General features: G+C 55.2%; 20 protein-coding genes. 10 read left to right on the top strand and 10 right to left on the bottom strand.

The features are described from left to right. Nucleotides 1-56: 56 nt before the first annotated feature. Nucleotides 57-614, bottom strand: a complete 558-nt coding sequence (locus WFM46_RS10300) for a kinase inhibitor (protein WP_159339190.1) — start codon at nucleotides 612-614, stop codon at nucleotides 57-59. 175 nt (nucleotides 615-789) lie between these two features. On the opposite strand from WFM46_RS10300, the gene rlmI reads away from it, so the two are divergent. Together rlmI and hspQ are read left to right on the top strand one after the other, a co-directional pair. After that, nucleotides 790-1,980 (top strand): 23S rRNA (cytosine(1962)-C(5))-methyltransferase RlmI, encoded by a 1,191-nt coding sequence (rlmI, locus tag WFM46_RS10295; RefSeq protein ID WP_336997578.1) that lies wholly within the window; start codon nucleotides 790-792, stop codon nucleotides 1,978-1,980. Nucleotides 1,981-2,040: 60 nt separating this feature from the next. Further along, entirely contained in the window at nucleotides 2,041-2,358 is a 318-nt protein-coding gene (gene hspQ / locus WFM46_RS10290; protein WP_103823342.1) for a heat shock protein HspQ, read from the top strand. Nucleotides 2,359-2,395: 37 nt separating this feature from the next. On the opposite strand, the gene WFM46_RS10285 is transcribed toward hspQ, so the two are convergent. Continuing rightward, the gene (locus tag WFM46_RS10285) at nucleotides 2,396-2,809 is read right to left on the bottom strand and encodes a CoA-binding protein (protein ID WP_103178964.1); all 414 of its coding nucleotides are present in this window, start codon (nucleotides 2,807-2,809) and stop codon (nucleotides 2,396-2,398) included. A gap of 170 nt (nucleotides 2,810-2,979) precedes the next feature. On the opposite strand from WFM46_RS10285, the gene csgI reads away from it, so the two are divergent. Further along, a complete protein-coding gene (gene csgI / locus WFM46_RS10280; protein WP_103178963.1) occupies nucleotides 2,980-3,642 on the top strand; it encodes a curli synthesis inhibitor in 663 nt (220 codons plus the stop codon). A 79-nt stretch (nucleotides 3,643-3,721) separates the two neighbouring features. Further along, on the top strand, nucleotides 3,722-4,180 hold the full coding sequence (mgsA, locus tag WFM46_RS10275) for a methylglyoxal synthase (RefSeq protein WP_103178962.1): 459 nt from the start codon (nucleotides 3,722-3,724) through the stop codon (nucleotides 4,178-4,180). 39 nt (nucleotides 4,181-4,219) lie between these two features. On the opposite strand, the gene helD is transcribed toward mgsA, so the two are convergent. Beyond that, entirely contained in the window at nucleotides 4,220-6,274 is a 2,055-nt protein-coding gene (gene helD, locus WFM46_RS10270) for a DNA helicase IV (RefSeq protein WP_103178961.1), read from the bottom strand. Nucleotides 6,275-6,397: 123 nt separating this feature from the next. On the opposite strand from helD, the gene WFM46_RS10265 reads away from it, so the two are divergent. Together WFM46_RS10265 and yccS are read left to right on the top strand one after the other, a co-directional pair. Then, nucleotides 6,398-6,844, top strand: a complete 447-nt coding sequence (locus WFM46_RS10265) for a YccF domain-containing protein (protein WP_103178960.1) — start codon at nucleotides 6,398-6,400, stop codon at nucleotides 6,842-6,844. Between the two features lie 18 nt (nucleotides 6,845-6,862). Continuing rightward, nucleotides 6,863-8,998 (top strand): YccS family putative transporter, encoded by a 2,136-nt coding sequence (gene yccS / locus WFM46_RS10260; protein ID WP_103178959.1) that lies wholly within the window; start codon nucleotides 6,863-6,865, stop codon nucleotides 8,996-8,998. Here the strand turns inward: yccS and WFM46_RS10255 are convergent. Then, a complete protein-coding gene (locus WFM46_RS10255) occupies nucleotides 8,979-9,608 on the bottom strand; it encodes a TfoX/Sxy family DNA transformation protein (protein ID WP_159339193.1) in 630 nt (209 codons plus the stop codon). The two genes, yccS and WFM46_RS10255, sit on opposite strands and share 20 nt — an antisense overlap. Nucleotides 9,609-9,825: 217 nt before the next feature. Here WFM46_RS10255 and sulA point away from each other — a divergent pair, with 217 nt between their 5' ends. Further along, nucleotides 9,826-10,335, top strand: coding sequence for an SOS-induced cell division inhibitor SulA (gene sulA / locus WFM46_RS10250; protein WP_103178957.1), 510 nt, complete (start codon nucleotides 9,826-9,828; stop codon nucleotides 10,333-10,335). A gap of 354 nt (nucleotides 10,336-10,689) precedes the next feature. After that, nucleotides 10,690-11,745, top strand: a complete 1,056-nt coding sequence (ompA, locus tag WFM46_RS10245; RefSeq protein ID WP_103181059.1) for a porin OmpA — start codon at nucleotides 10,690-10,692, stop codon at nucleotides 11,743-11,745. A gap of 65 nt (nucleotides 11,746-11,810) precedes the next feature. Here ompA and matP read toward each other — a convergent pair whose 3' ends face one another. Then, nucleotides 11,811-12,266, bottom strand: coding sequence for a macrodomain Ter protein MatP (matP, locus tag WFM46_RS10240; RefSeq protein WP_103178956.1), 456 nt, complete (start codon nucleotides 12,264-12,266; stop codon nucleotides 11,811-11,813). Nucleotides 12,267-12,452: 186 nt separating this feature from the next. On the opposite strand from matP, the gene WFM46_RS10235 reads away from it, so the two are divergent. Continuing rightward, nucleotides 12,453-14,213, top strand: a complete 1,761-nt coding sequence (locus WFM46_RS10235; protein ID WP_336997577.1) for a Lon protease family protein — start codon at nucleotides 12,453-12,455, stop codon at nucleotides 14,211-14,213. A gap of 68 nt (nucleotides 14,214-14,281) precedes the next feature. Further along, nucleotides 14,282-14,800 carry a bifunctional 3-hydroxydecanoyl-ACP dehydratase/trans-2-decenoyl-ACP isomerase gene (fabA, locus tag WFM46_RS10230; protein ID WP_000227926.1) on the top strand — a complete coding sequence of 173 codons (519 nt, stop codon included), beginning with the start codon at nucleotides 14,282-14,284 and terminating at the stop codon, nucleotides 14,798-14,800. Nucleotides 14,801-14,873: 73 nt separating this feature from the next. Here fabA and rmf read toward each other — a convergent pair whose 3' ends face one another. The 5 genes from rmf to WFM46_RS10205 form a co-directional block, all read right to left on the bottom strand. Continuing rightward, complete coding sequence (gene rmf / locus WFM46_RS10225; RefSeq protein ID WP_010429337.1) at nucleotides 14,874-15,041, bottom strand: ribosome modulation factor; 168 nt, start codon at nucleotides 15,039-15,041, stop codon at nucleotides 14,874-14,876. 254 nt (nucleotides 15,042-15,295) lie between these two features. Further along, nucleotides 15,296-15,859, bottom strand: a complete 564-nt coding sequence (gene pqiC, locus WFM46_RS10220) for a membrane integrity-associated transporter subunit PqiC (protein WP_180209733.1) — start codon at nucleotides 15,857-15,859, stop codon at nucleotides 15,296-15,298. Next, a complete protein-coding gene (pqiB, locus tag WFM46_RS10215; RefSeq protein WP_103181058.1) occupies nucleotides 15,859-17,496 on the bottom strand; it encodes an intermembrane transport protein PqiB in 1,638 nt (545 codons plus the stop codon). The genes pqiC and pqiB overlap by 1 nt, the downstream gene beginning before the upstream one ends. Before the next feature lie 4 nt (nucleotides 17,497-17,500). Then, the gene (gene pqiA, locus WFM46_RS10210) at nucleotides 17,501-18,754 is read right to left on the bottom strand and encodes a membrane integrity-associated transporter subunit PqiA (RefSeq protein ID WP_103178952.1); all 1,254 of its coding nucleotides are present in this window, start codon (nucleotides 18,752-18,754) and stop codon (nucleotides 17,501-17,503) included. A gap of 18 nt (nucleotides 18,755-18,772) precedes the next feature. Further along, on the bottom strand, nucleotides 18,773-20,680 hold the full coding sequence (locus WFM46_RS10205; protein WP_103178951.1) for an ABC transporter ATP-binding protein: 1,908 nt from the start codon (nucleotides 20,678-20,680) through the stop codon (nucleotides 18,773-18,775). Nucleotide 20,681: the final 1 nt, after the last annotated feature.

Genomic DNA, 20,681 nt, shown 5'->3' with positions numbered 1-20,681 from the left:
CTCAGCCGCTGTCAGATGATTATGTTGAAAATGAAAATCCTGCACCGGACCACCTTTTATCGTGCGTATGTTGCGGTTAATTGCGCTTTAGCCAGTACATGGCTGTTGAGCATGAAACCGACCAGCGCGCCGCTGGCATTACTGTCGATTGGCAGTTTATCCACATTCAGCGCCCAGACGGTGAACTGATAGGGGTGCGGTTTATCCCCTTCCGGCGGACACGCCCCACCAAAGCCAGCATACCCGAAATCGTTCCGCCCCTGCACCGCCCCTGCGGGTAATTTATCGCTGTTCGTTTTTCCGGCGCCAGCGGGCAGGCTCAGCGTGTGAGCGGGAAGATTGACCAGGGTCCAGTGCCACCAGCCGCTGCCCGTGGGGGCGGCTGGATCGTAGGCCGTGATGGCAAAACTTTTTGTGCCCGCCGGGGGATGCTGCCAGGCCAGCTGTGGCGAGGCATTTCCTCCCTTGCAGCCAAAGCCAGTAAAAACCTGCTGTTGCGTTAAGGGGTGGCCGTCGGCGATATCCTGACTGCTGAGACTAAACGGCAATGCCGCAGACGCAGTAAAACTGATTGTCGCCAGCGTAATGGCGGCGATGGCAATGTGCTTTTTCATTGTGGTTTCCTTTTGCTGAACCGGAAACCTCACTGTAAAGCTCACGACGAATTCATAATGTGCCTGAGCGATTTTAAAATGTGCCGAAACGCTCAATAGTGTCCGCAGATGATTGCCACTGACCATCTGTGCTACTCTACGCGCCATTTCCCTGGAATCGACAGAACAGAAAATTATGAGTGTACGTTTAGTGTTAGCCAAAGGGCGCGAGAAATCATTGCTGCGCCGCCATCCCTGGGTCTTCTCCGGTGCAGTTGCCCGTATGGAAGGCAAAGCCAGCCTCGGTGAAACCATCGATATCGTTGACCACCAGGGTAAATGGTTAGCGCGCGGCGCATACTCGCCTGCGTCCCAGATCCGGGCGCGCGTCTGGACGTTTGATAAAGATGAATCCATCGATATCGACTTCTTTGTCCGTCGCCTGGAGCAGGCGCAGCAGTGGCGCGACTGGCTGGCAAAACGCGACGGGCTGGACAGCTATCGTCTGATCGCCGGTGAATCCGACGGTCTGCCAGGCGTGACCATCGACCGTTTTGGCAATTTCCTGGTGCTGCAGCTGCTAAGCGCGGGGGCGGAGTATCAACGCGCGGCGTTAATCAGCGCGCTGCAGACGCTGTTCCCTGAGTGTGCCATTTACGATCGCAGCGACGTCGCGGTGCGTAAAAAAGAGGGCATGGAACTGACACAGGGTCCGGTAACGGGCGAACTGCCACCTGCCCTGCTGCCTATCGAAGAGCACGGCATGAAACTGCTGGTGGATATTCAGGGCGGCCACAAAACCGGTTACTACCTCGATCAGCGCGACAGCCGTCTGGCAACACGCCAGTACGTTGCCGACAAGCGCGTGCTGAACTGCTTCTCCTATACCGGCGGTTTTGCGGTTTCGGCGCTGATGGGCGGATGTCGTCAGGTGGTGAGCGTGGATACGTCCCAGGAAGCGCTGGACGTGGCGAAGCAGAACGTCGAGCTGAACAAGCTGGATCTCAGTAAAGCCGAGTTTGTGCGCGATGACGTCTTTAAGCTGCTGCGCAAATACCGCGACCAGGGCGAGACGTTTGACGTGATCGTCATGGATCCGCCGAAGTTCGTGGAAAATAAAAACCAGCTGATGGGCGCCTGTCGTGGGTATAAAGACATTAATATGCTCGCTATCCAGCTGCTTAACCCGGGCGGAGTGTTGCTGACCTTCTCCTGTTCCGGCCTGATGACCAACGAATTATTCCAGAAAATTATCGCGGATGCCGCTGTAGATGCTGGTCGTGATGTACAATTTATAGAGCAGTTCCGTCAGGCGGCCGATCATCCGGTGATCGCTACCTATCCGGAAGGGCTGTATCTGAAAGGATTTGCCTGTCGCATCATGTAACTTGAAAAGTGGAATGTTGCCCACATCTATAGTGTAAGTAACATTTCCCGGGAGGTGACTATGAATGCCAGCAAATTCGGTATCGGCCAGCAGGTCCGCCATTCCCTGTTAGGTTATCTGGGTGTGGTCGTGGATATCGACCCGGAATATTCTCTCGACGAGCCGTCAGCGGATGAGCTGGCGGTGAATGCAGAACTCCGCGCCGCGCCCTGGTACCACGTGGTGATGGAAGATGACGATGGCCAGGCCGTGCATACCTATCTTGCCGAAGCCCAGTTAAGTAGCGAACAGCAGGATGAACATCCTGAACAGCCATCGATGGATGAACTGGCGCAAACGATCCGCAAACAGTTGCAGGCGCCGCGCCTGCGTAACTAATGAAAACCCGGTAGCCCACGGCTGACCGGGTTTTTTATTACTTCGCCATCCCGAGACGGGGGATCTCAATGGCCGGGCAGCGATCCATCACCACATTCAGGCCTGCATCCCGTGCCAGCACCGCCGCCTGTTCATTGATTACCCCGAGCTGTAGCCACAACGTTTTCGCCCCGACCGCAATGGCTTCCTGCGCCACCCCCCAGGCCGCTTCAGAGTTGCGGAACACATCCACCATGTCGATTTTTTCCGGTACTTCCGCCAGGGTGCCGTATCCCTGCTGGCCCAGCAATGTTTTACCTGCCACTTTTGGTGATACCGGGATCACGTGATAGCCCTGGTCGAGCAGGTATTTCATCACCCGATAACTCGGGCGATCGGGCTTATCACTCGCCCCTACCAACGCAATAGTTCGGGTGGTGGTAAGGATGTCAGCTATGTTGTTCTCTTTCATTTATCTCCTCCTGGCTCGTTCAAACCGGGTATCAGCGCCGTTAAGTATCTTCTCATCCCATACGTCTGTATGAGGGCAAATTGCCGGACCCTGTCTATATGTTAGTAAATATGATTAACGAAAAATTTTGATACATTATTCAAGACGCATGTCTTTTAAGAGGGCTCTCTATGAAAACCGGCATTGCCTGGAGTCTGTTTGCGCTGCTCATGCCGGTTTGCGTTTTCGCCACAACGCTGCGGCTCTCTACAGACATCGACCTGCTGGTACTTGATGGCAAAAAAGTCTCCAGTTCCCTGCTGCGCGGCGCCGATAGCATAGAGCTCGACAACGGTCCGCATCAGATTGTCTTCCGGGTAGAAAAAACCATTCGCCTTGGCAATCACGAGGAGCGCATCTATATCTCCCCTCCTCTGGTCGCCAGCTTTAACACCCAGCGGATCAGTCAGGTTAATTTTAGCCTTCCGCGGCTGGAAACAGAAAAAGAGTCACAACTTTTTGATAAATCACCGCAAATCGAATTGCTGGATGGTGACGCGACCCCGATTCCGGTCAAGCTGGATATTCTGGCGATCACCAATACGCCGAATGGCGTTAATTACGAGTACGATACCGAGCGCTATAACAAAGCCGGGCAGAGCGCCTCGATACCGCAGTTTTCTACCACCATGGCCGATGACAGCACGCTCTTGTCCGGCGTGTCTGAACTGGATATGCCGCCACCGCAATCCCAGAGCATGACGGAGCAGCGCCTGAAATACTGGTTTGCCCAGGCCGATCCCGAGACCCGAAGCCGTTTCCTGCAATGGGCGAAGCAACAACCCTCGTCCTGAGCCGCATTTTTTATCCCTTTCTCTTGCAGCGTCAGGTGCTTCCAGTAATCTGTAGCCAGTTAACTAACGGATAGAGACTATGGAACTCACAACCCGCACACTGCCGGAACGCAAACATATCGCCCTTGTCGCGCACGATCACTGCAAACAGATGCTGCTCAACTGGGTTCAGCGCCATAAATCCCTGCTGGGACAACATCAGCTTTCGGCCACCGGAACAACCGGCAACCTGATCCATCGTGAGACCGGGCTGCAGGTGAATGCCATGCTGAGCGGCCCTATGGGGGGCGATCAGCAGGTGGGCGCCCAGATTTCGGAAGGAAAGATTGATGTGCTGATCTTCTTCTGGGACCCGCTCAATGCAGTACCGCACGATCCGGACGTAAAAGCCCTGTTGCGTCTGGCAACGGTGTGGAATATTCCGGTCGCCACTAACCTGTCGACGGCGGACTTTATTATCGAATCCCCACAGTTCAACTCGCCGGTGGAGATCCTGATCCCGGATTATCAGCGCTATCTGGCTGAACGTCTGAAGTAAATGCCCGCCCTGCCGGGTGGCGGCTTCGCCTTACCCGGCCTACGGTTTCCGTGCCACCGGCACATCGATGTTTTTCAACATCTCCACAAAGCGTGACGGCTGCTGTTTATTGAACAGCAACCAGACCCGGTGGCGGGCGCGGGTCATCGCCACATATAACAATCGCCGCTCTTCGGCATCGGGAAAGTCTTCAGTCACAGGCAGCAGAGCCTGCTCCATGACCGATTCGCGCGCAGGCGCCGGGAAACCGTCGCTTCCTTCCTGTAACCCCACGACGATGACATAGTCCGCCTGCTGCCCCTTGCTGGCGTGGATGGTCATAAAATCCAGCTGCAACTTTGGCCAGCGGGTCGCGGCTTTCTCCAGGCTGGCGGGCTTGAGATGGTGATAGCGCGCCAGCACCAGAATGCGCTCCTCCGGTCTGGCGTAACCGCTGAGCTTATCCAACAGGGCATCAAGCTGATCGTCTGCCAGCAGCGTGACCGCTTTTTTGTCCCCTGCCGAGAGGCTGTTCAGCGGTTTTGCCAGCTGATGCGGGTTCTGCTGGATAAAGCGGTTGGCAATCTCACCGATCCGGTTATTGAACCGGTAAGTCGTGTCGAGATCGCAGCGATCGCCTTCGCCAAAGTAATGGTGAAACGCGGTAGTCAGCGACAGCTGTGCGCCGCTGAAGCGATAGATCGCCTGCCAGTCGTCCCCCACGGCGAACAGGGTGGTGTGCTTGTTCTGTGCCCGCAGCGCCGCCAGCAGCGCCGCACGCTGAGGGGAGATATCCTGAAACTCATCCACAAGTATGTGTTTCCAGGGGCTGATAAAACGACCTTTCTCCAGAATAACGATCGCCTGATGAATCAGGCCGGAAAAATCAACGGCGTTTTCTGCTTTCAGGGCAGCTTTCCACGCCTTAAGCAGCGGTGCCATCAACTTCACCCGCTTTGAAAACAGCGCCTGCACCTCTTCGGGGGCGCCGGCAATCATCTCTGCCTGAGCGCCACCGTGCATGCGCATCAGGCTTACCCAGCGATCGAGCCGGGGTGCCAGTCGGCGCGCCAGCTTCTCGTTTTGCCAGAAACTGCCCTCCGGCACGTCCCAGTTCAGCTCCTCTTCCAGCCACTGGCGCCAGCCTTTGGCCTGTGCTTTTTTCTCGCTACACTGCTGCTGCCAGGCATCGATAAATAGCTTCTGCCGCGCCGCGGTGTCATTTTCAAGCTCGCTGACCACGGGCACCTTTTTACTCCCCTGCTGAATGATGTGCAGGGCAAGGGAGTGGAAGGTTCGGGCGGTAATGTCGCGGGTATGCAGCCGCGCCTCGATCCGCTCATCCATCTCCTGGGCCGCCTTACGGCCAAAGGCCAGGAGTAAAATCTGATCGGCAGAGGCTTCATTGCGGGTCAGCAGCCAGCCTGCCCTGGCCACCAGCACCGAGGTTTTGCCACTACCGGCACCGGCCAGCACCAGCAGCGACGACTCGCCATTGACCACCGCCCGGGCCTGGGCCGGATTGAGGGGGGAAGACTCAATACCGGCAAAAAAATCGGCGTACTGGCTGAGCATGGCGTCGGTCCACGCCTGATTGTGCGCCAGCCTGCTCTGGTCAATGTCTTCCAGCCAGGCCTGACACTGACGCCAGGCTTCCCGGCAGTTATCAAACTCGTCGAGCCGTGAGACGGACAATGGCAAGGCCTGTAACGCCTGGCGAATTTTTTGCTGCAAACCGAGCGTTTTTTCCCGCGTCAGCCAGCTGTTTTGCTCATTTGTTGCGGCAATGTCATTCAGCGCGTTTTGCAGGACCTGCGCCGCCACCTCACTCATTTCAGCACTCCACTGCTGCCAGAGCGTGTTCAGATGGTGGTGAAAACGCTGGGTTTCCGCCCACTCGGTGCCATGCAGACGGACCACTTTTTCATCGGGCAGAACAAACTCCAGCTCCCCCCAGACCAGGCCGCGTTTGCAGTGAATGGCCAATAGCTGGTTGAAAGGGATGAGATATTCATGACGTTCGCCTGAGACCTTGACCCCGGCGTTGAGCAGAACGACTTTGTCGTACGGATGTTGTGCCAGGCGCTTGCCTAACGATGTTGCTTTCAGTTCCATGTCCAGCCTGATCCACGACGTGAATAATTGCATAACAGTTTAACTGCCAGTTTTCAGGTGCTCCAGCGCAAAAAAACGTTACAATCAGCAGGGCTTCAACATTACGGCAAGAATTGAGGTTTTATGCGTACCGTTCTGAATATTTTGAATTTTGTGCTGGGTGGTTTTGTCACTACCCTCTCCTGGCTGCTGGCGACGCTGGTCAGCGTGGTGCTGATCTTCACCCTGCCGCTGACGCGCTCCTGCTGGGAAATCACCAAACTCTCGCTGGTGCCTTACGGTAACGAAGCGGTTCACGTGGATGAACTGGAGCCTGACAGTAAAAGTACGCTGATGAACACCGGCGGAACGCTGCTCAATATTCTGTGGCTGATCTTTTTCGGCTGGTGGCTGTGTGTGATGCATATTGCGGCGGGGATCGCCCAGTGCCTGACCCTGATTGGCATCCCCGTCGGGATCGCCAATTTCAAAATTGCCGCCATCGCTCTATGGCCGGTCGGACGCCGGGTTGTGCCGGTGGAAGTGGCCCGCGCCGCGCGGGAAGCCAACGCCCGCCGTCGTTTTCCGTAACAAGGACCCTGCGCGCCCATGCTAAGCCCCCTGCTTCGCCGCTACACCCTGAACAGCGCCTGGCTCTACAATGCCCGGATCTTTATTGCCCTGTGTGGCAGCACCGCCCTGCCCTGGTGGCTGGGCGAAGTAAAGCTGACCATCCCGCTGACGCTGGGGGTGGTTGCCGGTGCGCTGGCCGACCTGGACGATCGCCTTACCGGTCGGCTGCGCAATCTGGTTATCACCCTGATCTGCTTTTTTATCGCCTCTGCATCGGTTGAGCTGCTCTTCCCGTGGCCATGGTTTTTCGCGATTGGGCTGACGCTCTCCACCAGCGTCTTTATTCTGCTGGGTGGGCTGGGCCAGCGCTACGCCACCATCGCCTTTGGCGCGCTGCTTATTGCCATCTATACCATGCTGGGGGTGTCGCTGTATGACCAGTGGTATCAACAGCCGGTGCTGCTGTTGCTGGGCGCGGTCTGGTATAACCTGCTGACGCTCGCCGGGCATCTTATTTTTCCCATTCGCCCGTTGCAGGATAATCTGGCCCGCAGCTATGAGCAACTGGCCCACTATCTGGAATTAAAGTCCCGGCTCTTCGATCCGGATATTGAAGATGATGGCCAGGCACCGCTGTACGATCTGGCCCTGGCGAACGGGCAACTGGTGACCACACTAAACCAGACAAAAGCATCGTTACTCACCCGTTTACGCGGCGATCGCGGTCAGCGCGGCACCCGCCGAACCTTACATTATTACTTTGTGGCGCAGGATATCCACGAGCGCGCCAGCTCATCGCATATTCAGTACGCCGATCTGCGCGAAAAGTTTCGCTACAGCGACGTGATGTTCCGCTTCCAGCGTCTGTTGTCCATGCAGTCGCAAGCCTGCCAGCAGCTGTCGCGCTCCATTCTGCTGCGCACCCCTTATCAGCACGATCCGCGATTTGAACGGGCGTTTACCCACCTGGATGCAGCGCTCGACCGCGTTCAGGCCAGCGGCACCTCTGCTGAGCAGATGAAAGCGCTGGGTTTTCTGTTAAATAACTTACGCGCCATAGATGCCCAGCTCGCCACCATCGAATCTGAGCAGGCGCTGGCAACACCCGGTAATGATGTGAATAACCAGCTTGCGGATGACAGCCTGCATGGGTTTAGCGATATCTGGCTGCGTTTAAGTCGTCATTTTTCTCCGGAATCGGCGCTGTTTCGCCATGCGGTGAGGATGTCGCTGGTGCTCTGTATTGGTTATGCTTTTATACAGATAACCGGGCTTAATCACGGCTACTGGATTTTGCTTACCAGCCTCTTTGTCTGTCAGCCCAACTACAACGCCACCCGCCATCGGCTGGCGCTGCGTATTCTCGGCACCCTGGTAGGGGTCGCTGTCGGGTTACCCATCCTTTACTTTGTCCCTTCGCTGGAAGGCCAGCTGATCTTAATTGTGATCACCGGCGTGCTGTTTTTTGCGTTTCGCAATGTGCAATATGCCCACGCCACCATGTTTATCACCCTGCTGGTGCTGCTCTGCTTTAACCTGCTTGGGGAAGGCTTTGAGGTAGCTTTGCCGCGCGTCATTGATACGTTAATTGGCTGCGCCATTGCCTGGGCTGCAGTGAGTTTCATCTGGCCAGACTGGCGGTTCCGTAATCTGCCTCGGGTGCTGGATCAGGCGATGAATGCTAACTGCCGTTATCTTGATGCCATCCTTGAGCAGTATCACCAGGGGCGCGATAACCGTCTGGCGTACCGTATAGCCCGGCGTGACGCCTATAACCGCGACGCGGAGCTGGCTTCTGTGGTGTCGAATATGTCCACGGAGCCGCGGGCAACCGCAGAAACCCGTGAAATCGCATTCCGTTTGCTGTGCCTGAACCATACTTTTACCAGCTATATCGCCGCATTAGGCGCACACCGCGAGCGGCTCAACAACCCCGCAATCCTGGGGTTGCTCGACGATGCGGTCTGCTATGTTGATGATGCGCTTCATCAACGTCCGGCGGATGAGCCTCGTGTTCAACAGGCACTAAGCGAACTGGCGCAACGCATTTCACATATTGAGCCGGGCGCAGAGAGCAAGGCGCCTCTGGTGCTGCAGCAGATTGGTCTGCTCATCGCGTTGCTGCCAGAAATTTGTCATCTACAACAGCACGTTAATCAACTGCCGGAGTGACGGGCGTCTCAACCGGCAGCTTTTTGTACCACTCCACCAGCTCCTGGCGTCTGACTTCCGGGAGCGCAGCGACGTGGAGCCCGGTGATCGCCCCTTCCAGCGCAAACAGCACCTTGTAACTGAGGTGCTTGTTCAGCGCTCTGATCTTCAGCCAGCACTGTTCTGCTCCCAGCTCACGTAATGCCTCTTCATTGGTGATGCCCGCTTCATAGAGCAGGATCTCCAGCTGAAAGGTGAGATTGGGTAAATCTTTCAGCCTCTCGCGCTTATAGCGTTCGCAGCGCTCCCGCCGCGCCGCCTCCAGCGCAAACGACGAGAGCTGCAGAAGCGTTTCGCGATCCTGCCAGAGTCCTTCATCGACGCGAAAATAGTTTAACAACACCGGCCGCCCCCGCTTCACCAGCGACAGGAAAGACGAGGCATGCTTTACGCAGTAGGGTGCACTCTCTTCACAGGCCCGCAGGTATAACTCCCCTTCCGACACCATGGCAAATACCGTGTCATCTACCGCCAGAGTGTAACCGCCAAACAGGGCACGATACTGAACCTCGCCCAGAGGAGACAGGTATTCTGCTGATTGATAGATCCGTTCATACGATAACTTTTTCATGATATTTCCCTTTTAAATCATGGAGTAATGATGAAGTCGCTTGTTAACGGATCCGTTAGCCAAAAAATAGGTAACTTATGATTGAACGGCAAGATGATTTTTCAATACGACTGAATTACAAACCAAATTTGCGAGGAGCTTTCCGAAAATGAGGTTGATCTTTAGTCGCACAGGGGTTACTGTATATCCATACAGTAACTACAGGGCTGGATTGATTATGTACTCTTCAGGCTATGCAAACCGTTCAACTACTTTCTCTTCTACCGCAGGTAAAAGCGCGCTGAATTCTACTGCGCCTGTTTCCACCGGGCTGATTAGTGAAGTGCTCTACCGTGAAGACCAGCCCATGATGACGCAGCTGTTATTGCTGCCACTGTTACAGCAGCTTGGTCAGCAGTCGCGCTGGCAGCTGTGGCTTACGCCGCAGCAGAAATTGAGCCGGGAATGGGTGCAGTCCGCCGGCTTGCCGCTCACAAAAGTGATGCAGATAAGCCAGATGGATCCATGCCATACTGTAGATTCAATGGTGAGGGCGTTACGTACCGGAAATTACAGCGTCGTGATCGGCTGGTTTACGCACGAGTTGACGGAAACGGAGCAACATCGTCTGGCTGAAGCCGCCGAAGAAGGTAATGCGCTCGGCTTCATAATGCGTCCCATTCGAATGAATGCTCTGGGCAACGGACACCTTTCTGGGCTAAAAATTCACTCCAATTTGTATCATTAAGTAAAAATAAGAGTATTCCTGGAATTTTTTTTGCGCCCTCTGTACGCCGTTGGTTCTCTATAAAAAAGCCGCGAAAAGTCTTGTCTGCCGCGGCTTTCTTCATTTTAGCACGCCTTAAATTGCGCAATAAATGTTAAATATTGTGTATACAAAACTTTTTTTTTCATATGCCTGACAGAGTTCACACTTGTAAGTTTTCAGGTACGTTGTAGACTTTACATCGCCAGGGGTGCTCGGCCTAAGCCGAAGATATCGGTAGGTTTACTCTTTGTCCCCGCCCCCCGGTGAAGGATTTAACCGTGACTCTCATTGAGATTCTCATGGCGATTTTTGGATGATAACGAGGCGCAAAAAATGAAAAAGACAGCTATCGCGATTGCAGTGGCACTGGCTGGTTTCGCTACCGTAGCGCAGGCCGCTCCGAAAGATAATACCTGGTACGCTGGTGGTAAACTGGGCTGGTCTCAGTTCCACGACACTGGCTGGTATAACGACGCTCTGAACAACGACGGTCCAACTCATGAAAGCCAGCTGGGCGCAGGCGCGTTCGGTGGTTATCAGGTTAACCCGTACGTTGGCTTCGAAATGGGTTACGACTGGCTGGGCCGTATGCCTTACAAAGGCGACAATGTTAACGGCGCATTCAAAGCTCAGGGCGTTCAGCTGACTGCTAAACTGGGCTACCCAGTAAATGACGCTGTAGACATCTACACCCGTCTGGGCGGCATGGTATGGCGTGCAGACTCCAGCAACAGCATCGCTGGCGACGACCATGACACTGGCGTATCCCCAGTATTCGCTGGTGGCGTTGAGTGGGCTATGACCCGTGACGTTGCTACCCGTCTGGAATACCAGTGGGTTAACAACATCGGCGACGGCAACACCGTTGGTGTTCGTCCAGACAACGGCATGCTGAGCGTGGGTGTTTCCTACCGTTTCGGCCAGCAGGAAGAAGCAGCGCCAATCGTTGCTCCAGCTCCAGCACCGGCTCCAGAAGTACAGACCAAGCACTTCACTCTGAAGTCTGACGTTCTGTTCAACTTCAACAAAGCAACCCTGAAACCAGAAGGTCAGCAGGCACTGGATCAGCTGTACACCCAGCTGAGCAACCTGGATCCTAAAGATGGTTCCGTAGTGGTTCTGGGCTTCACCGACCGTATCGGTTCTGACGCTTACAACCAGGGTCTGTCTGAGAAACGTGCTCAGTCCGTTGTTGATTACCTGATCTCTAAAGGTATCCCGGCTAACAAGATCTCCCCACGTGGTATGGGCGAATCTAACCCAGTTACCGGTTCTACCTGTGACAACGTGAAAGCTCGCGCTGCACTGATCGACTGCCTGGCTCCAGATCGTCGCGTAGAGATCGAAGTTAAAGGCATCAAAGACGTTGTAACTCAGCCAGCGGCATAAGTTATCGTCTGACAAAAAACCCCGCCATGTTGCGGGGTTTTTTATTGCCTGAATAACGTAAAACGCTACTTTTTACCGGCCAGCAGCGCCTGGAGATCGGTTTTCAGGGTCGACATCTGACTGGCGTACTTCTCTTTATGTTCCGCATCTTCAATCAGCTGTACGATGGTTTCTGACAAGGTTTTCCCCCGTCGCTGGGCGAGCCCGGCCAGACGCTGCCAGACCATAAACTCCAGATCAATCGACTTTTTACGGGTATGTTGATGCTCAGCATTAAAGTGCCGTTTGCGCCGCGCACGGATAGTCTGCTTCATTCGGTTCAGTAAGGCAGGATTAATATGCTTTTCAATCCAGCCATTGACCAGAATGGGTTCATTTTCGAGGGTCAGCAATAAATCTACAGCTTCTTTTGCAGCACTGGCTTCGAGGTAGCAGGTGATCAACTCCCCTTCACGGTGTTTTTTGACCAGATACTTCCATTTCCAGCCGCTTTCGAGATTTTCCAGTTGTTGATATTTCATTGCGATCTCAGTGTGACCGTGTAACTGTGTTCAGAATATCAGTTTTTTAGCAATCTGCTGAAAAGAAATCATATCCTGTGACACGCGGTGACGCATTCCTGCCCGGAAACCCCGATTCCCTCATGTGCAGAGCCTGCGCCTTACGGTATACTCCATCGTTTTACTTCTGACTAAAAAACATCAACTTTGACCATTACGAAACTTGCATGGCGTGACCTTGTTCCGGATACCGACAGTTATCAGGAACTGTTTGCACAGCCAGATCTCGCGAAAGAAGACGAATACATCCTCAGCGACACTCAGCCCCGTTTGCATTACGCGCTGGAGCAGGTGTTAAGCCCATGGGCCACCTCGCCATTCATGTTGTTGAAAGCGCCAGACGAAGCGGAGTATCTGAATCTTCTGGCAGATGCCATGCGGCAGCTGCAGCCAGAAGCCGGAACGGTCTTTGGTGGTGAGTACCGCATCGATGGGCATACCGTTACCTTTGAACCCGCCACCGTACCCGATGGCCGTTTTGCTGTCACCGGCAACATCGTCCAGGCGGGCTGGACAGAAGCAGAGCAGCTGTTCGGCTGTCTGCGCCAGTTTAACGGTGAACTTACCCTGCACCCCGGTCTGGTTCATCAGGCAAACGGCGGCGTGCTGGTTATCTCCCTGCGCACGCTGCTTGCTCAGCCGCTTCTGTGGATGCGCCTGAAAAACAGCGTTAGCCAGCAGCGCTTCGACTGGGTGGCCTACGACGAGTCGCGCCCTCTTCCGGTCGCTGTGCCCTCTATGCCGCTCACCCTGAAAGTGGTGCTCATCGGCGATCGCGAAGCGCTGGCCGATTTCCAGGAGATGGAACCCGAACTGGCCGACCAGGTGGTCTACAGCGAGTTTGAAGAGAGCACCCAGATTGCGGATGCTGAAGATATGCAGCAATGGCTGCAGTGGGTTTACGCCGTCTCCCAGCGTGCGCAGCTGCCAACGCCTGCTGCCGATGCCTGGCCGGTGCTGATCCGCGAAGCAGTCCGCTATACCGGCGATCAGGAGACTCTGCCGCTTTGTCCTCTCTGGCTTGGCAAACAGCTGCGTGAAGCCGCAGCCATGACCGAAGACGATACGGTCACCGGCGAACAGCTCTCCCAGATGCTGGTGCAGCGCGAATGGCGTGAAGGCTATCTTGCCGATCGCATGCAGGATGAGATCCTGCTTGAGCAGATCCTGGTTGAAACCGAAGGCGAACGCGTCGGGCAGATCAACGCTCTGTCGGTAATTGAATTCCCTGGCCACCCGCGCGCCTTTGGCGAGCCGTCGCGTATCAGCTGCGTCGTGCATATCGGCGACGGTGAGTTTATCGATGTCGAACGCAAAGCCGAGCTGGGCGGGAATATTCACGCCAAGGGCATGATGATCATGCAGGCCTTCCTGATGTCGGAACTGCAGCTCGAGCAGCAGATCCCCTTCACCGCCTCGCTGACCTTCGAGCAGTCCTACAGCGAAGTGGATGGCGACAGCGCCTCAATGGCAGAGCTGTGCGCCCTCATCAGCGCCCTGGCCGATGTGCCGGTGAATCAGAGCATTGCCATTACCGGTTCTGTGGACCAGTTTGGTCGCGCGCAACCGGTCGGCGGTCTAAATGAGAAGATCGAGGGCTTCTTTACCGTTTGCCAGCAGCGTGGGCTGAGCGGTAAACAGGGTGTGATCATTCCTCTTCCGAACGTGCGTCATCTCAGCCTCAGTCAGGAACTGCTGAAGGCGGTAGAAGAGGAACAATTCAGCCTCTGGGCCATCGAAGACATTACAGATGCGCTACCCTTACTGACAAACCTGGAGTGGGACGCCGAGGGGCAAACCACACTGATGCAGACTATCCAGGAACGTATTGCGCAGGCAACGCAACAGGAAGCGCGCCACCGTTATCCCTGGCCGTTACGCTGGTTGAACTGGTTCACGCCAAACTGATCGGACTTGTTCAGCGTACACGTGTTAGCTATCCTGCGTCCTTCACTAAAATAAGGCATACTGAGAACATGGTAGATAAACGCGAATCCTATACAAAAGAAGATCTTCTTGCCTCTGGTCGCGGTGAACTGTTTGGCGCGAAAGGCCCGCAGTTACCGGCCCCGAACATGCTGATGATGGACCGTGTCGTGAAGATGACGGAAACCGGCGGCAACTTCGATAAGGGTTACGTAGAAGCAGAGCTCGATATCAACCCGGACCTGTGGTTCTTTGGCTGCCACTTTATTGGCGATCCGGTGATGCCAGGCTGCCTGGGTCTGGACGCGATGTGGCAGCTGGTTGGCTTCTACCTCGGCTGGCTGGGTGGCGAAGGCAAAGGCCGCGCGCTGGGCGTGGGTGAAGTGAAATTCACCGGTCAGGTTCTGCCGACCGCGAAAAAAGTTACCTACCGTATTCACTTCAAACGCATTGTTAACCGTCGCCTGATTATGGGCCTGGCGGATGGCGAAGTGCTGGTCGACGGGCGTCTGATCTACACCGCGAACGACCTGAAAGTGGGTCTGTTCCAGGACACCTCCGCATTCTGATTGTTGCTTTTACCAGAGCATATAAAGGCGAAACCTCCGCAATGCGGAGGTTTCTTTTTTTAAAGAGACGCTATCAAGCAAGTACTGCCCTGTCTCCGATGGCTTCTCGCCAGCCCCCTAACCATTGTGACCTCTGATTCAAGGTCTGATAGGGACACATTTCTTTTGAACGTCCGGCGATGCCAGCCTGATAACCACGTTGATGAGCCCTTTCAAGGCGATCTCGTTTCTGTCTCTTCATGCCTCGTTTCCCTCATTATTTGATCTGGTGGAAAAGAAAACAGTGATTACAAAATGTGCAATCACAGATAACGAATACCCTGATTACCGCCGAGCGTCAATGCGCAAAATTCACGCCAGTGTCATAAATGTGAGCTACACAAAAGTTCATTTGTACAAAAATTGTGACGCGGCACAAGTAACCGCCTGAGGGGCAAACGAAAAAAAGCCGCAATTAGCATCAAGCTAAGTGCGGCTCCGTGCGATGAATTTTACTTATGGCAGTCGGGAGATCTCTCTCGCAATGCTGGCAGACTCCTGCGCCCAGCCCTGGGCCAGCACTTTTACCATCTCATCATAACCATCTTTTCGCTGGATCAGCTCCAGATGGAAAGGTCGTTTGATCAGCTGACCCTGATGGTTTAGCAGCCACTCCCCGCTGACGATCACCCTGCCATCATAGCGCCCGTGGAAGCCAGTGACATTGACGTTAAGCGTATCCTGGTCGCTTCCCAGCGGCTGCGACGCTACCACCCATCCCGGCAGTTGGCTGCCAAGGTTGGCGACCAGCGTGTTACGCAGCTGCTGATCCAGCGGGCTGGCCCAGAGATTGTTGCTGGCGATGACGTACTGCACATCGCTGGTCTGATAGACCACGCCATTACCGGCGAGATAATCAGGGACCGCAACCTGTTCGACCCACAGCAGGCGGTTCCCCTGGCTGGCCGTCGTTTGCCCGCCCGCCTGCGCTGCCAGCGGCAGCTGATAATAGCTCTTGTTCTCTGATGCGCTACAGGCGGTCAGAAGCGCCACTGCGGTGATGATTAGCCATTTTTTCATTATTTAGCCCCCTTCGGCTCAGGGTCCTTTTTCTCTTTTGCTTCGAATACCAGCGCATTGCTCTTGGTATTCAGCGTTTTCAGTACCGGCTGGAGCTCACGCAGAACCTGATCGAGGCGCTGCATATCCGCCACCATCTTGTTATATGCCGCGGAGCCCGGCTGGAAGCCCTGCATACTGCGGTTCAGTTCACGCAGCGTCTTCTGCATGTCCTGCGGCAGCTGCTGCATCGACTGGCTGGCGGTCAGCTTGTTGAGATTATCCAGCGTGGCCTGCAGTCGGCGCATCGTCGCCTGGCTTTCACTAAGCGTGTTGGTGGCCTGCTGAATCATCGGATTGAGCGGCAGGTTGTTGATCTTATCCAGCGTTTCCATCAGACGCTGTTGGATCTGCGCCAGGCCACCGCTAACGGTCGGGATAATTTTATACCCGCCAAACTCGCGGATCGCTTTTAGCGGCGGCTCTTTCGGGAAGAAGTCCATATCCACATACAGCGCCCCGGTCACCAGATTACCGGTTTTGAGCGAGCCGCGCAGGCCGCGCTTCATCAGCCCGTCGATATGCTGAGCAATGTCCGGCGTATCGCCAACCTGATTAATCAGCCGCTCCGGCTCAATGCGGATCAGCACCGGAATACGGTAGTCATCATCCAGCACCTGGCGCATACCCGGCGCAAAGAACGGCACCTTAGCGACGGTTCCGAGACGGATACCGCGGAATTCAACCGGCGCGCCCGGCTGCAGGCCGCGGACAGAATCTTTGAAGAACATCAGGTAGTCGATATGGTCGGTATAGAGCGAATCCTGAATGCTTCTCTGATCGTCATAGAGCTTGAATGCCGTGTGCTGCGCCACCGGCTGGCCCTGATCCAGCCCTTCCGGCACGTCAAAACTGACGCCACCGCCGAAGAGCGTAGAGAGTGAGCCCATTTCGACGCGCATACCGGCTGAGGTTAAGTCCACGGCGATACCGCTGTCTTTCCAGAAACGCACGTTGCTGGTCACCAGGCGATCGTTAGGAGCATTGATAAACAGCTGGTAACTGATGGTGCGTTTTTGGGTGTCAAACGTGCTGGTTTCAACGGAACCCACGCGATAACCGCGGAACAATACCGGATCGCCCGGACTCAGCTGGCCCGCTTTTTTACTGTCGAGGATGACGCGGATCCCCTTCGCATCGGGTGGTGCCAGCGGCGGTGAGTCCAGCAGTTGATATTCCGCTGGCTGGACGCCCTTTTTGCCCGGTTGCAGTTCAATATATGCCCCGGATAACAACGTACCCAGACCGCTGATGCCTTCACGGCCCACCTGCGGTTTCACCACCCAGAACACCGAGTCGCCATGTAGCAGCTTCTCCATGCCAGCGTGGAGACGGGCTTTGATCTCTACGTGTGTCAGGTCATCAGTCAGGGTCGCGCTTTCGACGACCCCCACATCCACGCTGCGGCTTTTGATGGTGGTTTTACCGCCCTCAATGCCCTCGGCGTTGGTGGTGATTAACGTCACTTCCGGGCCCTGATGGCTGTAATGATAAAACAGGATCCAGGCACCGATCAGGGCAGTCACGATGGGGAAAATCCACACCGGCGACCAGTTTCTGACCTTCTGCACTTTCGCCTCTCCGCTTCTCTTTTCCATGCTTTTATTCATCCTCATGGCTCGACGCTGACTCACGATCCCAGGATAACCGAGGGTCGAAAGTCATGGCCGCAAACATGGTCATAATCACGACCAATGCAAACATCACCGCTCCGATGGCGGGATAGATACTCATTAATCCGCCTATACGCACCAGCGCAGAGAGGACGGCAATCACAAAGACGTCAATCATTGACCAGCGCCCGACAAACTCTACGACTTCATAGATCAGATGCATCCGCTCGCTGTCACGCTTGCCGTGTCCTTTGGCATCCCAGCAGAGCCAGGCAATCGCAATCATTTTGAGCGTGGGAACCATAATACTGGCGATAAAGATCACCAGCGCAACCGGATAGGAGCCTTCACTCCATAGCAGTACAACCCCGGCCATGATAGTCGATGGCATTCTATCGCCCAGCAGGTCGGTAATCATAATCGGCAGTATGTTGGCCGGGAGATAGAGGATCATGGAGGTAATAAGCAGTGCCATGGTCCACTGAAGACTGTTTTTACGCCGCACATGCCCTTTTGTTGCGCAACGCGGGCAGACATACTGGTCGGCAGGAAGGATCGCTGTGCAGCAGGCGCATAAGCGCAAATTTTGGTTGATTCCCGGCACGCCGGGTTGCAGCGTTTGCGGCAATACGGGCGCAGGAGCGATATCGTCCCATGCCCAACGGCGATCCACGCACTGAAACGCGCGTAGTTGCAGGATACAGAACAGGCACCAGGGAATAAAACTGCTGCCAATGCCGATATCGCCGTAGGCCATCAGCTTAACAAAGCTCACCAGAATACCGGCTAAGAAAATCTCCGCCATCCCCCAGCTTTTCAACTGGAACAGGATCCGCGCCAGCCTGATCTTCAATGCTCCGGGCATATGCGCCCGGTTCACGAGCAGTAAGATAACCACCAGGCAAAACGCCGGAACGATCTGGACGAAAAGTAAAAAGAATGTTCCCAGACTGGCGTAATTCTCTGAGAACATCACGCGGGGTATCTCCAGCAAATGGACTTCGCTGGTGATACCCCCCACCTTCATATTAATAAAGGGGAAAAGATTGGAGAGAAAGAGCATAAACAACGCAGCAATGGCATAAGCAGTAGGACGCTGCCGCGGCGCGTCCCACTCTGTTGTCAGCGTTGTCCCGCAGCGCGGGCATGCCGCTTTGTGGCCATGCTCGAGCACCGGAAGCGCCACGAGCATATCGCACTGTGAGCATAAAATATGCCGGTCGGCATGGTGATGTTCACACATACTGGCTCCATGTTTAACTTATGCGCCGTTTTTCAGAGCCTCAAGATATTCCCAGCGTTCAAATGCCTCTTCCAGCGCCTGCTCAGCCTGGGCCATATCGGCCAGAACTTTTTGAGTATAGTCATGCGGCTGGCTGAAGAATGACGCGTCTGCCACCTGAGCCTGCAAACTTTCCAGACTGGCTTCGAGCTCTTCCAGACGCTGCGGCAAGCCTTCCAGTTCGCGCTGAAGGTTATAGCTTAATTTGGCCGTGGTGCGTTTGCTATTTTCTGCTTTTGGAACAGCAACTTCCGCTTCCACCTTCGCTTTTGACTGTTTTGTCGCCTGCGATTGTGCCTGCTGCCCACGGGCATCGTGATAACCGCCCACATACTGACCAATTCGCCCCTGGCCTTCGAAGATCCAGCATTCGGTGACGGTGTTATCCACGAACTGACGATCGTGGCTGACCAGCATCACAGTTCCCTGATAACTATCAATCAGTTCTTCCAGAAGTTCCAGCGTTTCAACGTCAAGATCGTTGGTCGGTTCGTCAAGAATAAGCAGGTTGCTGGGTTTCAGGAACAAACGCGCCAGTAACAGGCGGTTACGCTCCCCACCAGAGAGGGCGCGCACCGGGGTCATCGCCCGTTTGGGATGGAACAGGAAGTCCTGCAGATAGCCCAGCACGTGGCGCGGCTTACCGTTCACCATCACTTCCTGCTTGCCTTCGGCGAGGTTGTCCATCACCGTTTTATCCGGATCCAGCTCAGCGCGGTGCTGGTCGAAGTACGCCACTTCCAGCTTGGTACCGCAGTGGATGCGGCCGCTATCTGCCTTAAGTTGATCCAGCATCAGCTTCAGCAGCGTGGTCTTACCGCAGCCGTTCGGGCCGATAAGGGCGATTTTGTCGCCGCGCTGAACCTGGGCGGAGAAGTCCTTCACCAGCACCTTGCCGTCGACCTGGTAGTTGACGTTCTCCATCTCAAAGACGATTTTGCCTGAACGGCTCGCCTCTTCGACCTGCATCTTCGCGCTGCCCATCACCTCGCGGCGTTCACTGCGCTCGCGGCGCATCGCTTTCAGGGCACGGACGCGGCCTTCATTACGGGTACGACGCGCTTTAATGCCCTGACGGATCCACACCTCTTCCTGCGCCAGCTTGCGGTCAAACTCTGCGTTTTGTAGCTCCTCTACCCGCAGGTTTTCCTCTTTTTCCAGCAGATAGGTGTCGTAATCGCCCGGATAGGTCACCAGCTTGCCGCGATCGAGATCGACAATACGGGTCGCCATATTGCGGATAAACGAACGGTCATGAGAGATAAAGATAATGGTGCCGTTGAAGGTTTTCAGGAACCCTTCCAGCCAGTCAATGGTTTCGATATCCAGGTGGTTGGTCGGCTCATCAAGCAGCAGCACTTTCGGCCCGCTGACCAGCGCCCGGCCCAGCGCCGCCTTACGCAGCCAGCCGCCAGAAAGAGAGGCCAGCGGCATGTCCGCTTCCAGACCTAACTGCGCCAGCACTTCGTTGATGCGGTTTTCCAGCTGCCACAGGCCATGATGATCCAGCAGCTCCTGCAGGCGCGCCATCTCATTCAGGTTTTTGGTGCTGGGATCGGTCATCACCAGATGCGAGATCTCGTGGTAGCGCTTCAGGTATTCGGCCTGCTCTTCGATGCCTTCGGCGACAAAATCGTAGACGCTGCCCTGAACGTTGCGCGGCGGATCCTGCTGCAGACGCGCCACAACCAGATCCTGTTCGTAAATAATGCGCCCGTCATCCAGCCCCTGCTCGCGGTTGAGGATCTTCATCAGCGTCGATTTTCCGGCGCCATTACGCCCCACCAGACAGACACGTTCGTTATCTTCGATATGCAGCTCAGCATTATCGAGAAGCGGCGCGTCGCTGAACGACAGCCACGCCCCATGCATACTAATTAATGACATT

The organism is Leclercia sp. M50 (assembly GCF_037150775.1).
In the GTDB taxonomy this organism is placed as follows: domain Bacteria; phylum Pseudomonadota; class Gammaproteobacteria; order Enterobacterales; family Enterobacteriaceae; genus Enterobacter.
The sequence above is the reverse complement of the archived record's forward strand: the minus strand, read 5'-3'. Positions and strand labels throughout refer to the sequence as shown.